Origin of the sequence: Flavivirga amylovorans, assembly GCF_030540875.1 — a bacterium.
Classification (GTDB): Bacteria; Bacteroidota; Bacteroidia; order Flavobacteriales; family Flavobacteriaceae; genus Flavivirga; species Flavivirga amylovorans.
On record NZ_JAUOEM010000006.1, the window covers coordinates 1 to 15,637 of the forward strand.

Consider the following 15,637-nt stretch of genomic DNA (forward strand, 5'->3'; position numbering starts at 1 on the left):
TGCCGTATCTCCGGAACAGATCGTCGCGGTTCCGCTAACACTGGCAGTCGGCAATGGGTTAACGGTTACCGTGGCACTGCCCGTTACAGCCTGGCTACAGCTCGTGGTCGTGTTCTCCACGCTCACAAGGTTAACCGTACTGCTGGCGGTATTGGAGGCGCTCAAGGTCGCGCTGCCTGCTCCGCTTAATGTGATCGTCGTATTGGACCCCCCGTCTATGTTATAGGTGATCTCTGCGTTCGGGGTACCTGTAAAGCTGAAGTCTACTGCGGTATCGCCCGAACAGATCGTCGCGGTTCCGCTAACACTGGCCGTTGGTAATGGGTTAACGGTTAGTGAAATTTCATCAGAAGTTACATTCTTACAAACATTTGTAGTACTAGTAACAATAACTCGATATTCCCTTCCTGAATGACCAATTGGTGGAGCTGTCAACGTTAAAGTTGCTGCATCTGTTCCACCATAAATCCCAGCATTCGATAAGTTTGTCCATGCTCCTGCTCCAATTCTTTCCTGCCATTGATATACTAAATCATCACCTGTATCAACAACTGTAAATGAAGCATTACTTCCAGAACATATTACACTTGCTGTTGGTTGTGTTGTAATCCCTCCTAATGCTGATGCAGTAATTACAAACGAATTTGTTCCTTGAGGGCTTCCTGTATTTGTAGGTACTCCACTACCATCAACACTTCCTTCATCATCATCTGCTAAATTATTACTACTTGTTAAATCTCCGGAAACAAAACTTCCTGATCCTTCAATAGCATCAGGACAACCATCTCCATCACTATCTACATCTAAAAAATCCGGAGATCCATCTCCATCTGATTGTGTTAGAGGTAATGGTGTACCTCCATTATCTGGATCAGCAATATTTGACCATCCATCACCATCCGTATCAACCAATACTCCGGTTCCAATAAGTCCATCATTATCACCATCAACACCACCAGCTTCAATAACATCATATATGCCATCGTTATCACTATCTAAGTCCAGGAAATCGGGAATTCCGTCTCCGTCATTGTCATATAAATCATTTACTCCGTCTCCATTAGTATCTGTAAATACTGGAAAACCTGGTGTAGAATCACTGCTGTCTAAATAATTTTCTAAACCATCTCCATCTGCATCACCACTTGGGTCAAACGTTGAGCCTCCGGCTTCGTTCGTATCTCGAATACCATCACCATCACTATCCAAATCACAAAAATCCTCAACACCATCACCATCTCTGTCTTGAACTTCTACAATAGTGTAATAAGATATAATACCTCCCTCAGTACCATCCTGAGCGCCATTTGTATTTGTATCTTGTGGTGCCTGATGTACACCAGCTATACCTCCTTGTCGATCAATAATAATATTCGCTGGTGGTGTTTGCAAATTATGAAGAAATACACCGCCGCCGCCGCCGCCGCCAGGACCATGTAATACATCTGTACCTAAATCTTGACCATCCCCTCCAGAAATATCTACATTTACAGTACCAGAATACGACTCTATATCAAAAGCAACGGAACCTCCGGCACCACCACCACCACCTCCATCGATACCTGTGCCTGGTGCTGTAGAATCTGCTCCTTGTGCAAAAATAGTTCTATTATTACCTACTATATGTCTGGCTCGTATTACAACTATACCTCCTCCATTGGTAGCTATTGCCGGATTTAGGTTAGTAATATATCCTGCACCTCCGGCACCTCCTAAGAACACTCTTCTTTGTCTCAAATAAAACTCTAAAGTCTCACCTCCTAATCCTCCTGCATCTAGTCCTCCTGGATGAGTATTACACCATCGTTTACCTCCAATACCTCCTTCACCATAGTTAGAACCACCGCCGCCACCTGAATCTCCAGCCATTCCGCCGCCGCCGCCGTTAGCTCTATGACCTCTACCTCTATTGAAGTTTGGATCATCTACAGCAATCCCTTGACCTTTAGGAGAAGATTCTGTATCCGTAGAAGGAAGAACCATATATATATCGGGATCAACCCCAGTACAACTATCTAAAGTACCATTAGCACTTACCGTTACTCCATTATATCCTATTTCTCCGGCATCAATATCTGCATTAAGTGTTAATGTGTCTTCTACAAAAATAGCCACAACACCTCCGGTTCCTGAAACCGGATCCCATGGAACACCTGAAACAGTACCAGTTACATTAACATTGTTACTAAAATTCGGCACTCTTACTAATTGAACAAGCCCCGGTATATCGTAAGTTCTCGTTAACGGGCCATTGGGATAAACCGTATTGCCAATAATATTGGTAATCGTAAAAAATTCATAATTACCAGCATTACCGATGTTTGTAATATCACCCGCTGATGCTGTATTTGTATTATCTATAGTAGCACCTTTCATTTGAATGATTAAAGCCTTATCTCCAATTGAAAATGCAGAAGCATTTGCCACGTTAATAGCATTTAAACATGCAGGAGAGGTGTCACATGGACCACAGCCCGGAAAAGTAATTCCGGTAACTGCTTGATAATCATTTACTACACCACTAATATTAGTTTGAGATATTGCAGAAAATGAAAATAATAAACTTGTAAATACCAACAAGCATGTATATTTAAATTGTTCTTTTTTTAATTCTAAAGTTTTAAAAAACAAAACATGTTTATTTTTAAATAAAAAATGGCCAAGGGTTTTCATCTTTGAGAGTTATAATTAGTATAATGTTGGTTGTAGTAATTGATGCTATTTTATCAATAATTGGTTGAGAATGAGAAAGCAAAAATTGATTTATAAAAAATCTGAAAGTCTAAAAAATCAGCTTTCATTTTATCAGAAGGTTTAATAGAAAAATTCATAGTGTTGAGAGTTGGTTAATAGATATTCTTATAATAGCAGTTGTTCTTATTTATTAAGTTTTATTTAAAAATCGATGAAATACGTTTTTAATCGATAAAGTGCAAATTATGTGTTTTTTGTTCACTTATGCAAACAAAACCTTTTTTTTTTTTAACATTTGTTAATTATGTAATATAAAGCCTTCAAAAATAAGTTGTTAAAACTCTCAAAAACCTTATAATTACTACAAAAAAGCATAAATTACTTACAAAAAACAAAATAGATTAATCTTCTATTTCTAAACAAAAAAGGGCACAAACTAACTCATAAATAGATACTTAATAAAAAATCACATATATTTTCCATATTAATTGAATAACACTATTTTATTGGTTCGTTTCACTTTAAAAAAACTAAAACAAATCTTAAAAAAACGCATCAATATAGCTTCATCGACAAAGTGCAATTAAATATATAGTAGAATTAAAACCTTATAGCCTAAATCTAAAATATGAGTAAAGTTTCCATGTTATTAATAGTATTAATAACATGTATTATCATGATAATTGTTTTTTATTAAAAAACACCTTAATTATTTAAACATTATATACCTAACATCAACACAACTTTGATCTAAAAAGTTATCATAATAATATAAAACAGGTAATTAGTTTATAAAACCTCAATACAGAGATCTTTTCTACAATTGATTTCTACAGAAAACAATTATATAAATATTATATTTGCAACCCATTTGTATAAACATTTTATGAGCTTTTTAGAGGAAATACAACGCAGACGAACCTTTGGTATTATTTCGCATCCCGATGCGGGTAAAACTACTTTAACTGAGAAATTATTACTTTTTGGTGGTGCCATTCAAGAAGCCGGAGCTGTAAAAAGTAACAAAATAAAAAAGGGGGCAACCAGTGATTTTATGGAAATTGAACGCCAGCGTGGTATTTCAGTTGCTACTTCTGTTTTAGCTTTTGAATATGATGGTATAAAAATCAATATACTTGATACGCCTGGACATAAAGATTTTGCTGAAGATACTTTTAGAACGCTTACCGCAGTTGATAGTGTTATAGTAGTAATAGATGTTGCTAAGGGTGTCGAGGAACAAACTGAAAAACTAGTAGAAGTCTGCCGAATGCGTAACATTCCAATGATCGTTTTTATTAATAAGATGGATCGAGAAGGGAAAGATGCTTTTGATCTTCTAGATGAAATTGAACAAAAATTAGGATTAAGAGTCGTCCCTTTAAGCTTTCCTATTGGAATGGGATATGATTTTAAAGGAATTTATAACATTTGGGAAAAGAATATTAATTTATTTAGTGGAGATAGTAGAAAAGACATCGAAGAAACCATCGAAATAAAGGATTTAACATCTTCGGAATTAGATTCACTTATAGGAAACAAGGCTGCCCAAACGTTAAGAGATGAAATTGAACTTGTTGAAGGTATCTATCCTGAATTTAAAAAAGAGGATTACCTTAATGGTGATTTACAACCTGTATTCTTTGGTTCTGCTTTAAATAATTTTGGAGTTAGAGAGTTATTGGATTGCTTTGTTGAAATTGCTCCTAAACCAAGACCTAAGCAAAGCGAAGAACGTTTAATAGAACCTGATGAAGATAAATTCTCTGGATTTGTTTTTAAGATTCATGCTAATATGGATCCTAATCATAGAGATCGTTTAGCCTTCATTAAAATTGTATCTGGTACGTTTAAAAGAAATACACCATATTTACATGTAAGAAATAAGAAAAAGCTAAAGTTTTCTAGTCCAAATGCCTTTTTCGCTGAGAAGAAAGAAATTGTAGACGTCTCTTATCCAGGAGATATTGTGGGGTTACATGATACTGGTAACTTTAAAATTGGTGACACACTTACTGAAGGTGAAACTATCAATTATAAAGGAGTTCCTAGTTTCTCTCCCGAACATTTTAGATATATTAATAATGCTGATCCATTAAAATCTAAACAATTATATAAAGGTATAGATCAATTAATGGACGAAGGTGTTGCCCAGCTATTTACACTAGAACTTAACGGGAGAAAAGTAATTGGAACCGTTGGTGCATTACAATATGAAGTTATTCAATACAGGTTAGAGCATGAATATGGGGCAAAATGCTCTTATGAAAATTTAAACGTTCATAAAGCATGTTGGGTAGATCCTAAAGATTCAAAAAGTGATGAGTATAAAGAATTCGTTAGAGTAAAACAACGCTTTCTGGCTAAAGACAAACAAAATCAGTTGGTATTTTTGGCTGATTCTTCTTTTTCATTGCAAATGACACAGCAAAAATATCCTAATATAACCTTTCATTTTACTTCAGAATTTGACTAATTGCAATACGTATTTAATCGATATTTTGGTTTTTAAACGATATTTTCATACATTTAATCGATTATTTTAATATTTTTATTAATCACTATAATAGATTTAAAGATAGAATTATAGCCTTAAAATAACCTACTTATGAAAACTAAAGATAATGTTTTCAGTAATTCAGATATTACTGTAACTTTTGATCCCTGTGCTTGCATACATTCTGACCATTGTGCAAAAGAACTTTCGAGTGTATTTCAGGATTCTGTTATTCCCTGGATTGATCTTGAAGGAGCTCCTATTAAAAAAATAATAGAGCAAGTCAAAAAATGTCCTTCCGGAGCTTTACAATTTCATTATAACAAAGAAGATAAAAAGGTGGCATAAAAACCTAAACCTTTTCAGTTGTTATTATTAAAAAACTTAGCAAAAATATCAATAAACTAAAATAAGCTCATTTAAGCTATTTTATAGTCATGCAATATTATACAGATGTAAAGTTTAAAAAAAGTGCTAAAACTAGTTTAGTTAGCTCGGAATTTTAAGAAGTATAATTAAAATTAATGATATGTTTTTTTATCATAGTTAATTATTATAAAAATAAAAGCTCTTGAAATTTTCAAGAGCTTTTATTTTTATGTTTGAACCGTCGGTCCAAAATTCAAGGGTATAGGTGGTTGCTCAAGAAAGTATTTCGAGCAACCTTATTAAGCCTGGTAAATTATAAGTTCTACTTTAAAAATGTTATGCTTGACCCGTCGGTCCAAAATTCAAGGGTATAGGTGGTTGCTCGTAATCCTTTATTTCACCATGAGCATTTTCAAACCTTGACACATTTTCTCCTAAAGCTTTTAATAAACGTTTAGCGTGTTGAGGCGTTAATATGATTCTAGATTTCACTTTACTCTTAGGAATTCCAGGCATAATATTAACAAAATCTACAACAAATTCTGAAACAGAATGATTAATAATAGCTAAGTTAGAATAGGTTCCTTCAGCTACTTTTTCATCTAGTTCAATATTAATTTGACCTTGTTTTTGATTATCTTTTTCGTTTGCCATAACAAATAGGTTTTTATTAATAAAAAAATCCTGCTAGTATTGGGCAGGATTTTTCTCTTTATGAGATTCCCACCTACGTGGGAATAATTCGATTATCCAACTCTTCCTTTAAAGGAAGAGTTGGATCTCATTAATTATAATTTAATTCTTGCTTTACTTGCATCATTTCATCAAACTCTTCTTTAGAGCCTACAATGATATCTGTATAATTTCTCATACCTGTACCTGCTGGAATTCTATGTCCAACAATTACATTTTCTTTCAATCCTTCTAAACTGTCTACTTTACCAGCTACAGCTGCTTCGTTAAGGACTTTAGTTGTTTCCTGGAACGATGCTGCAGAAATAAATGATTTAGTCTGAAGCGATGCTCTAGTAATACCTTGTAGTATTGGAGTTGCAGTTGCTGGTTTAGCGTCTCTAGCTTCAACAATTTGCTTATCTTCTCTACGTAGAATTGAATTTTCATCTCTTAGTTCGCGAGGCGAAATAATTTGACCTGCTTTAAGATTTGTGGAATCTCCAGCATCTTCGATCACTTTCATTCCGAAAATATCATCATTTTCTTTAATGAAATCAGCTTTATGAGCTAATTGATCTTCTAAGAAAATAGTATCACCAGAATCTATAATACGAACTTTACGCATCATCTGTCTTACAACAACTTCGAAGTGCTTATCATTAATCTTCACACCTTGTAAACGATATACTTCTTGTACTTCGTTCACTAAATATTGCTGAACTGCAGATGGGCCTTTAATATTTAAGATATCGTTTGGAGTAATAGAACCATCGGAAAGTGGCATCCCTGCTTTTACATAATCATTTTCTTGAACAAGAATTTGATTCGATAATTTTACAAGATACTTCTTGATCTCTCCTAATTTAGATTCTACTATAATCTCACGGTTACCTCTCTTTATTTTACCAAAAGAAACAACACCATCAATTTCACTTACTACAGCTGGGTTAGAAGGATTACGTGCTTCGAATAACTCCGTTACACGAGGTAGACCCCCAGTAATATCGCCCGCCTTAGCAGATTTACGTGGTATTTTAACTAAAATTTTTCCAACTTTAATTTTATCTCCATCATCAATCATTAAGTGAGCTCCTACTGGTAGGTTATACGAACGTATCGTTTCACCTTTAGCATCTTCAATATGAAGTGTTGGGATAAGCTTCTTGTTTCTAGATTCAGAAATTACTTTTTCTTGGAACCCTGTTTGTTCATCAATTTCAACTTGATAGGTAACACCTTGTTCTATATTTTCATACTTTACTTTACCAGCAAATTCTGAAATAATAACACCATTATATGGATCCCATGAGCAAACTACATCACCTTTAGTTAAGCTTTGACCATTTTTAACAAATATGTTAGATCCGTAAGGAATATTATTTGTACTTAAAACAATTCCCGTTTGCTTATCTGTAAGTTTTAATTCAGAAGTTCTAGAAATAACAATATCTACAACATTTCCTTCTCCATCTTCACCTTTAACTGTTTTTAAATCTTCAATCTCAGCAAGACCATCAAATTTAACAGCTAATTTATTATCTTCAGAAATGTTACCTGCAATACCTCCTACGTGGAATGTACGAAGTGTTAACTGAGTTCCTGGTTCTCCAATAGATTGTGCTGCAACAACTCCAACAGCTTCACCTCTTTGTACCATTTTGCCTGTCGCTAAATTACGACCATAACATTTAGCACAAATTCCTTGTAAAGCCTCACATGTTAAAGCTGAACGTACTTCCATACTCTCAATAGGAGACGCTTCTATAGATTTAGCTATATCGTCTTCTATTAATTGACCAGATGCTACTAACAACTCTTCAGTTAAAGGATTATAAACATCATTTAGAGATACACGTCCAACGATTCTCTCCTCAAGTGTTTCAACAACTTCATCGTTTTTCTTTAATGGCTCAACTTCTACACCTCTTAATGTACCACAATCTTCTGTATTGATAATAACATCTTGAGATACATCAACTAAACGGCGTGTTAAATAACCTGCATCTGCTGTTTTAAGAGCCGTATCTGCAAGACCTTTACGTGCACCGTGTGTAGAAATAAAGTATTCTAAAATTGAAAGTCCTTCTTTAAAGTTAGAAAGAATTGGATTCTCAATAATCTCTCCACCACCAGCATTGGATTTTTTAGGTTTCGCCATTAATCCACGCATACCTGTAAGCTGACGAATCTGTTCTTTAGATCCACGAGCTCCAGAATCAAGCATCATAAACACCGAGTTAAACCCTTGTTGGTCTTCACGAATACGCTTCATTGACAACTCTGTCAATTCTGCATTTGTAGAGGTCCAAATATCAATAACCTGGTTATAACGTTCGTTGTTTGTTATAAGTCCCATGTTATAGTTACCCATAATACCATCAACTAAACCATTCGCTTTATCAATCATTCCTTGTTTTTCTGGTGGAATGATAATATCACCTAAACTAAATGATAATCCACCTTGGAATGCAAATTTGAATCCTAATGTTCTAATAGCATCTAAGAAATCTGCAGTTTCTGGAACTGAAGTAAACTTCAAAATGCTACCAATAATATCTCTTAATGATTTCTTGGTAAGTACTTCATTAATATACCCTGCTGCTTGTGGTACATGTTGATTAAATAACACACGACCAACAGTAGTTTCTACAATTGCAGGAGCAAGCTTACCGTCTTCATTAATGTCAATAGTTCTTACTTTAATACCAGCATTTAAATCTACTTGCTTCTCATTAAAAGCAATAACAACTTCTTCCGAAGAATAGAATGTTAAGCCTTCTCCTTTTACTTTTAATTCTGGAGTAGACTTACGTAACTTGGTCATATAATATAAACCAAGTACCATATCTTGCGAAGGTACTGTTACTGGAGATCCATTAGCTGGATTTAAAATATTATGAGATGCCAACATTAATAATTGACATTCTAAAATAGCTTCTGGTCCCAACGGTAAGTGTACTGCCATTTGATCACCATCAAAATCCGCATTAAATGCCGTACATACTAACGGGTGTAACTGGATTGCTTTCCCTTCAATTAATTTTGGTTGAAAAGCTTGTATCCCCAATCTGTGCAAAGTAGGCGCACGGTTTAGTAATACTGGATGTCCTTTAAGAACATTTTCCAAAATATCCCAAACCACTGGCTCTCTTTTATCTATAATTTTCTTAGCTGATTTTACAGTCTTAACAATACCTCTTTCAATTAATTTTCTAATTACGAAAGGTTTGTAAAGCTCTGCAGCCATATTCTTTGGTAAACCACATTCAAATAATTTCAATTCTGGTCCAACAACAATAACAGAACGTGCAGAATAATCAACACGTTTACCAAGTAAGTTTTGACGGAAACGTCCTTGCTTACCTTTTAATGAATCTGATAATGATTTTAACGGTCTGTTAGAATCTGTTTTTACAGCTGATGATTTACGTGTGTTATCAAATAATGAATCTACAGACTCCTGAAGCATACGCTTTTCATTACGCAAAATTACTTCTGGTGCTTTAATCTCAACTAATCTTTTAAGACGGTTATTACGGATAATAACACGACGGTATAAATCATTTAAATCAGACGTTGCAAAACGACCTCCATCTAGTGGTACTAGTGGTCGTAATTCTGGTGGAATGATTGGAATAACCTTCATAATCATCCATTCTGGACGATTCTCTCTATTAAGATTAGATTCACGTAAAGACTCTACTACTTGTAAACGTTTTAAAGCCTCTGTTTTACGTTGTTTAGACGTTTCAGTGTTTGCTTTATGACGTAACTCGTATGATAATGTTTCTAAATCAATTCTAGCTAATAATTCAATAAGACATTCAGCGCCCATTTTAGCTAAGAACTTGTTAGGGTCTGTATCGTCTAAATATTGATTATCTTGAGGAAGCTCTTCAAGAATATTTAAATATTCTTCTTCTGTTAAGAAGTCCATTTTTTGTAATGGCTCACCTTCTTCATTTTTAGCATTACCAGGTTGAATTACTACATAACGTTCGTAGTAAATAATCATATCTAATTTCTTAGATGGTAAGCCTAATAAATAACCTATTTTATTTGGTAACGAACGGAAATACCAGATATGAGCTACAGGAACTACTAGATTAATATGTCCTACTCTATCTCTACGTACTTTCTTTTCCGTTACTTCTACACCACAACGATCACAAACGATTCCTTTGTAGCGAATTCTTTTATATTTACCACAAGCACATTCATAATCCTTTACAGGACCAAAAATACGCTCACAGAACAAACCATCACGTTCTGGTTTGTGTGTTCGATAATTGATAGTTTCTGGTTTTAAAACTTCACCTCTAGACTCTGCTAAAATAGACTCTGGTGATGCTAAACCAATTGAGATTTTATTAAATCTCTTTACTGTATTCTTATCTTGTTTTCTTGCCATAATTTCTTATAGTATTCAGTGTTCAGTGTTCAGTGCGCAGTGCCTACTGCTGACTGATAACTGCAAACTATTTTATTATTCTTCTAATCTGATATCTAAACCTAAACCTTTCAATTCGTGCATTAACACGTTGAATGATTCTGGTAATCCTGGATCTGGCATTGGTTCACCTTTAACAATACTCTCGTAAGTTTTAGCTCTACCAATAACATCATCAGATTTTACAGTTAAGATTTCTCGTAAGGTACTTGATGCTCCATAAGCCTCTAGTGCCCAAACTTCCATCTCACCAAAACGCTGACCACCAAACTGTGCTTTACCACCTAATGGCTGTTGCGTAATTAATGAGTAAGGTCCAATAGAACGTGCGTGCATTTTATCATCAACCATGTGTCCTAGTTTCAGCATGTAAATCACACCAACTGTTGCTGGCTGATCAAAACGTTGACCAGTTCCTCCATCGTAAAGATACGTATGTCCGTATCTTGGGATTCCAGCTTCATCTGTAAATCCGTTAATTTGATCGATTGTAGCTCCATCAAAAATAGGTGTTGCATATGTGCGGCCCAAATTTTGTCCAGCCCAACCTAATACAGTTTCATATATCTGACCAATGTTCATACGAGAAGGTACACCTAGTGGATTTAATACAATATCAACTGGCGTTCCATCTTCTAAGAAAGGCATATCTTCTTGACGAACGATTCTTGCAACAATACCTTTGTTACCGTGACGTCCTGCCATTTTATCACCTACTTTAAGTTTACGTTTTTTAGCAATATAAACTTTAGCAAGTTTGATAATACCTGCTGGTAATTCATCACCTACGGAAATGGTAAACTTCTCACGTCTTAAAGATCCTTGTAAATCGTTTTCTTTAATTTTATAGTTGTGAATTAAATCAGCAACCAGTTTGTTTGTATGATCATCTGTTGTCCATTTTCCAGACACTAAATGCGCATAATCATCAACAGCATTTAACATTTTAAGTGTGAATTTCTTTCCTTTTGGAAGTACTTCTTCACCTAAATCATTAAAGATACCTTGAGCCGTTTTACCATTTACAATAGTAAATAACTTTTCAATTAAAGTGTCTTTTAATGCGTCAAATTTTGAATCGTAAATACCTTCTAATTGTAAGATATCATCTTTATCTTGAGCTCTCTTACGCTTATCTTTAACGGCACGTGCAAATAATTTTTTCTCAATTACAACACCATTTAAAGACGGTGAAGCTTTTAAAGAAGCATCTTTTACATCACCTGCTTTATCACCGAAGATAGCACGTAATAATTTTTCTTCTGGAGTTGGGTCTGATTCACCTTTAGGTGTAATTTTACCGATAAGAATATCACCTGGCTTCACTTCTGCTCCTACGCGAATCATTCCGTTTTCATCTAAATCTTTAGTAGCTTCTTCTGAAACGTTAGGGATATCATTAGTTAACTCTTCGTTACCTAATTTTGTATCTCTAACTTCTAAAGAATACTCATCAATATGAATAGATGTAAAGATATCTTCACGAACTACTTTTTCAGAAATTACGATAGCATCCTCAAAGTTATACCCTTTCCAAGGCATAAAGGCTACTTTCATATTTCTACCTAAAGCTAACTCTCCTTTTTGAGTGGCATAACCTTCACATAAAACCTGACCTTTTGATACTATATCTCCTTTAACCACAATTGGTTTTAAGTTGATAGAGGTTCCTTGGTTGGTTTTTCTGAATTTTACTAATTGGTATGTTTTAATATCACTATCAAAACTAACTGCAGCTTCATCTTCTGTACGATCGTATTTAATTTTGATCTCTTTCGCATCAACATAAAGCACTTCTCCTTTTCCTTCTGCATTAATTAATACACGAGAATCTGAAGCAACTTGACGTTCTAATCCAGTTCCAACAATTGGTGCTTGCGGTAATAATAATGGTACTGCTTGACGCATCATGTTAGATCCCATCAAGGCTCTATTCGCATCATCATGCTCCAAGAAAGGAATTAAAGATGACGAAATTGATGATATTTGGTTTGGCGCTACATCTGTATAATGTAAATCTGATGGGTCAATTACTGGGAAATCCCCCTCCATACGAGCAATGACCTTATCATGTAATATTTTACCATCATCATCAACTTCAACTGTTGCTTGTGCAATTAATTTTTCTTCTTCTTCCTCTGCACTTAAATATGTTGGTTCATTTTGAATGTCTACAACACCTTCGGTTACTTTTCTGTAAGGCGTTTCAATGAATCCCATAGAGTTCACTTTAGCAAATACTGAAAGTGAAGAAATTAAACCAATGTTTGGCCCCTCTGGTGTTTCAATAGGACATAAACGTCCGTAGTGCGTATAGTGTACATCACGAACCTCGAAACCTGCTCTTTCACGAGATAAACCTCCTGGTCCTAATGCAGATAAACGACGTTTGTGTGTGATTTCAGCTAATGGATTTGTTTGATCCATAAACTGAGATAATTGGTTTGTCCCAAAGAATGAATTAATTACAGACGATAATGTCTTTGCGTTAATTAAATCTATTGGTGTAAAAACCTCATTATCACGAACATTCATACGCTCACGAATTGTACGTGCCATACGTGCTAAACCAACACCAAATTGTTGAGATAATTGCTCACCAACTGTACGTACACGACGGTTAGATAAGTGATCAATATCATCAATCTCTGCTTTAGAGTTGATAAGTTCGATTAAATATTTTATAATAGTAATGATATCTTCTTTGGTAAGCACTTGCTTATCCATTCCGATATCTAACTGTAATTTCTTGTTCATTCTGTAACGTCCAACTTCTCCTAAAGAGTAACGTTGGTCACTAAAGAATAATTTATCAATAATACCACGCGCTGTTTCCTCATCTGGCGGCTCTGCATTACGTAATTGTCTATAGATATGCTCAACAGCCTCTTTTTCTGAGTTTGTTGGATCTTTTTGAAGCGTGTTGTGAATAATGGCGTAATCACCTTGTTCAGCACTTTCTTTATGTAAAAGAATTGTTTTTACATCTGCTTCAATAATTTCTTCTACATTTTCTTTATCTAAAATAGTATCACGATCAAGCACAATTTCGTTACGCTCAATAGATACTACTTCTCCCGTATCTTCATCAACAAAATCCTCATGCCATGTGTTTAATACACGTGCTGCTAATTTTCTTCCTAAATACTTCTTTAATCCAGATTTAGATACTTTAACTTCTTCTGCAAGATCAAAAATCTCTAAGATATCTTTATCACGTTCAAAACCAATAGCTCTAAACAATGTTGTAACAGGCAATTTTTTCTTTCTGTCAATGTAAGCATACATTACCTGATTAATATCTGTAGCAAATTCAATCCAAGACCCTTTGAAAGGAATAACCCTAGCTGAATATAATTTTGTTCCATTTGCATGGAAAGACTGACCAAAGAATACTCCTGGTGAACGGTGTAATTGAGACACTACTACACGCTCTGCTCCATTGATACAAAATGTACCACTTGGTGTCATGTAAGGTATAGTTCCTAAGTACACATCTTGGACAATGGTCTCGAAATCCTCATGTTCAGGATCTGTACAATATAACTTTAACCTTGCTTTTAGCGGAACGCTGTAAGTAAGTCCTCTTTCAATACACTCGTCAATAGCATATCTTGGTGGATCTACGAAGTAATCTAAAAATTCTAAAACAAATTGATTACGAGAATCTGTAATAGGGAAATTTTCCATAAAGGTGTTATAAAGACCTTCATCTCCTCTTTCTTCGGATTTTGTTTCTAATTGGAAAAAATCCTGGAAGGATTTAATCTGAATATCCAAGAAATCTGGATATTCTGTTCTATTTACAATAGACGAGAAATTTAATCTTTCAGCTTGTGTTGACAACATCAATGGACGGAATTATGATTAAAAAATAATAGTGATAATGTACGTAATAATTATATACGCAAAATGGTTTAGGCCTTGAAGATTACTCTTCAGACCTAAACCTTTATGTGTTTGAGTTGTTAAGCTTACTTAAGCTCAACCTCAGCTCCAGCTTCTTCTAAAGACGCTTTTAAACCTTCAGCTTCATCTTTAGAAACACCTTCTTTAATAGCGCTTGGTGCATCGTCAACTAAACCTTTAGCTTCTTTTAATCCTAAACCAGTTAATTCTTTAACTAATTTAACAACTGCTAATTTAGAACCACCTGCAGCTTTTAGTATAACATCAAATTCAGTTTGCTCTTCTGCAGCGTCTCCACCAGCAGCAGCTCCACCAGCAGCAACAGCAACAGCTGCAGCAGCAGGCTCGATACCATACTCATCTTTTAATATAGTAGCTAACTCATTTACTTCTTTTACTGTTAAGTTAACTAATTGTTCTGCGAAATCTTTTAAATCTGCCATTTTTCTATCGTTTTAATAATTCTTTAATAATAATATAATTGTAATAAGTGCGTACTGTTTAATACTATCCTTCTTTTTCAGATAGTGTTTTAATAATTCCAGCAATAGTTCCTCCACCTGATTTAAGTGCAGAAATAACATTTTTAGCTGGAGATTGTAATAATGTAACTATTTCTCCAATCAATTCTTCTTTAGACTTGATATCTACTAACATGTCTAATTGATCGTCGCCAATGTAAATAGCCTCTTCAATAAAAGCTCCTTTTAATAAAGGTCTTTCTGATTTTTTTCTAAAGGCTTTAATTACTTTAGCTGGAGCATTTCCAGTTTCAGAATACATTACTGAAGTATTACCTTTTAAAACTGTAGGAAGCTCTCCAAATTCTCTATCTGAAGCTTCCATTGCTTTTTCAAGTAATGTATTTTTAACTACTGCTAACTGAACGCCTGCTTTAAAACAAGCTCGGCGCAAATCTGAAGTATTACCTGCATTTAATCCTGAAATATCTGCTAAATAAATGTTAGCATTATCGGCTAATTGTACAGTTAATTCTTCGATTACTTGTGATTTTTCTTGTCTTGTCATAATAAAAGTTTTTA

Annotated in this window: 7 protein-coding genes and 1 pseudogene; 2 read left to right on the forward strand and 6 right to left on the reverse strand. The window is 34.6% G+C overall.

Going from position 1 to position 15,637, the window contains the following annotated elements; all coding sequences use genetic code 11:
• Positions 1-2,673, reverse strand: a pseudogene (locus tag Q4Q39_RS16045) (hypothetical protein); the annotation flags it as partial.
• Positions 2,674-3,580: 907 nt separating this feature from the next.
• Between Q4Q39_RS16045 and Q4Q39_RS16050 the strand changes: the two are divergent.
• Together Q4Q39_RS16050 and Q4Q39_RS16055 are read left to right on the forward strand one after the other, a co-directional pair.
• A complete protein-coding gene (locus Q4Q39_RS16050; protein WP_303283578.1) occupies positions 3,581-5,170 on the forward strand; it encodes a peptide chain release factor 3 in 1,590 nt (529 codons plus the stop codon).
• Positions 5,171-5,302: 132 nt separating this feature from the next.
• Positions 5,303-5,539: a (4Fe-4S)-binding protein gene (locus Q4Q39_RS16055; RefSeq protein WP_303283579.1), complete on the forward strand. Its 237-nt coding sequence runs from the start codon at positions 5,303-5,305 to the stop codon at positions 5,537-5,539.
• A 357-nt stretch (positions 5,540-5,896) separates the two neighbouring features.
• On the opposite strand, the gene Q4Q39_RS16060 is transcribed toward Q4Q39_RS16055, so the two are convergent.
• From Q4Q39_RS16060 to rplJ, 5 genes are all read right to left on the reverse strand, one after another.
• Positions 5,897-6,214, reverse strand: a complete 318-nt coding sequence (locus Q4Q39_RS16060) for a DUF3467 domain-containing protein (protein ID WP_303283580.1) — start codon at positions 6,212-6,214, stop codon at positions 5,897-5,899.
• 130 nt (positions 6,215-6,344) lie between these two features.
• Positions 6,345-10,646 (reverse strand): DNA-directed RNA polymerase subunit beta', encoded by a 4,302-nt coding sequence (gene rpoC / locus Q4Q39_RS16065; protein ID WP_303283581.1) that lies wholly within the window; start codon positions 10,644-10,646, stop codon positions 6,345-6,347.
• A gap of 75 nt (positions 10,647-10,721) precedes the next feature.
• The gene (rpoB, locus tag Q4Q39_RS16070) at positions 10,722-14,534 is read right to left on the reverse strand and encodes a DNA-directed RNA polymerase subunit beta (RefSeq protein WP_303283582.1); all 3,813 of its coding nucleotides are present in this window, start codon (positions 14,532-14,534) and stop codon (positions 10,722-10,724) included.
• A gap of 125 nt (positions 14,535-14,659) precedes the next feature.
• Positions 14,660-15,037, reverse strand: coding sequence for a 50S ribosomal protein L7/L12 (rplL, locus tag Q4Q39_RS16075; protein ID WP_303283583.1), 378 nt, complete (start codon positions 15,035-15,037; stop codon positions 14,660-14,662).
• Between the two features lie 64 nt (positions 15,038-15,101).
• Positions 15,102-15,623: a 50S ribosomal protein L10 gene (rplJ, locus tag Q4Q39_RS16080; RefSeq protein WP_303283584.1), complete on the reverse strand. Its 522-nt coding sequence runs from the start codon at positions 15,621-15,623 to the stop codon at positions 15,102-15,104.
• Between the last annotated feature and the right edge of the window lie 14 nt (positions 15,624-15,637).

Coding starts and splice junctions, on each gene's coding strand:
- Q4Q39_RS16050 (WP_303283578.1), top strand. CDS start 3,581: ATGAGCTTTTTAGAGGAAATACAACGCAGACGAACCTTTGGTATTATT.
- rplL (WP_303283583.1), bottom strand. CDS start 15,037: ATGGCAGATTTAAAAGATTTCGCAGAACAATTAGTTAACTTAACAGTA.
- rplJ (WP_303283584.1), bottom strand. CDS start 15,623: ATGACAAGACAAGAAAAATCACAAGTAATCGAAGAATTAACTGTACAA.
- rpoB (WP_303283582.1), bottom strand. CDS start 14,534: ATGTTGTCAACACAAGCTGAAAGATTAAATTTCTCGTCTATTGTAAAT.
- Q4Q39_RS16055 (WP_303283579.1), top strand. CDS start 5,303: ATGAAAACTAAAGATAATGTTTTCAGTAATTCAGATATTACTGTAACT.
- rpoC (WP_303283581.1), bottom strand. CDS start 10,646: ATGGCAAGAAAACAAGATAAGAATACAGTAAAGAGATTTAATAAAATC.
- Q4Q39_RS16060 (WP_303283580.1), bottom strand. CDS start 6,214: ATGGCAAACGAAAAAGATAATCAAAAACAAGGTCAAATTAATATTGAA.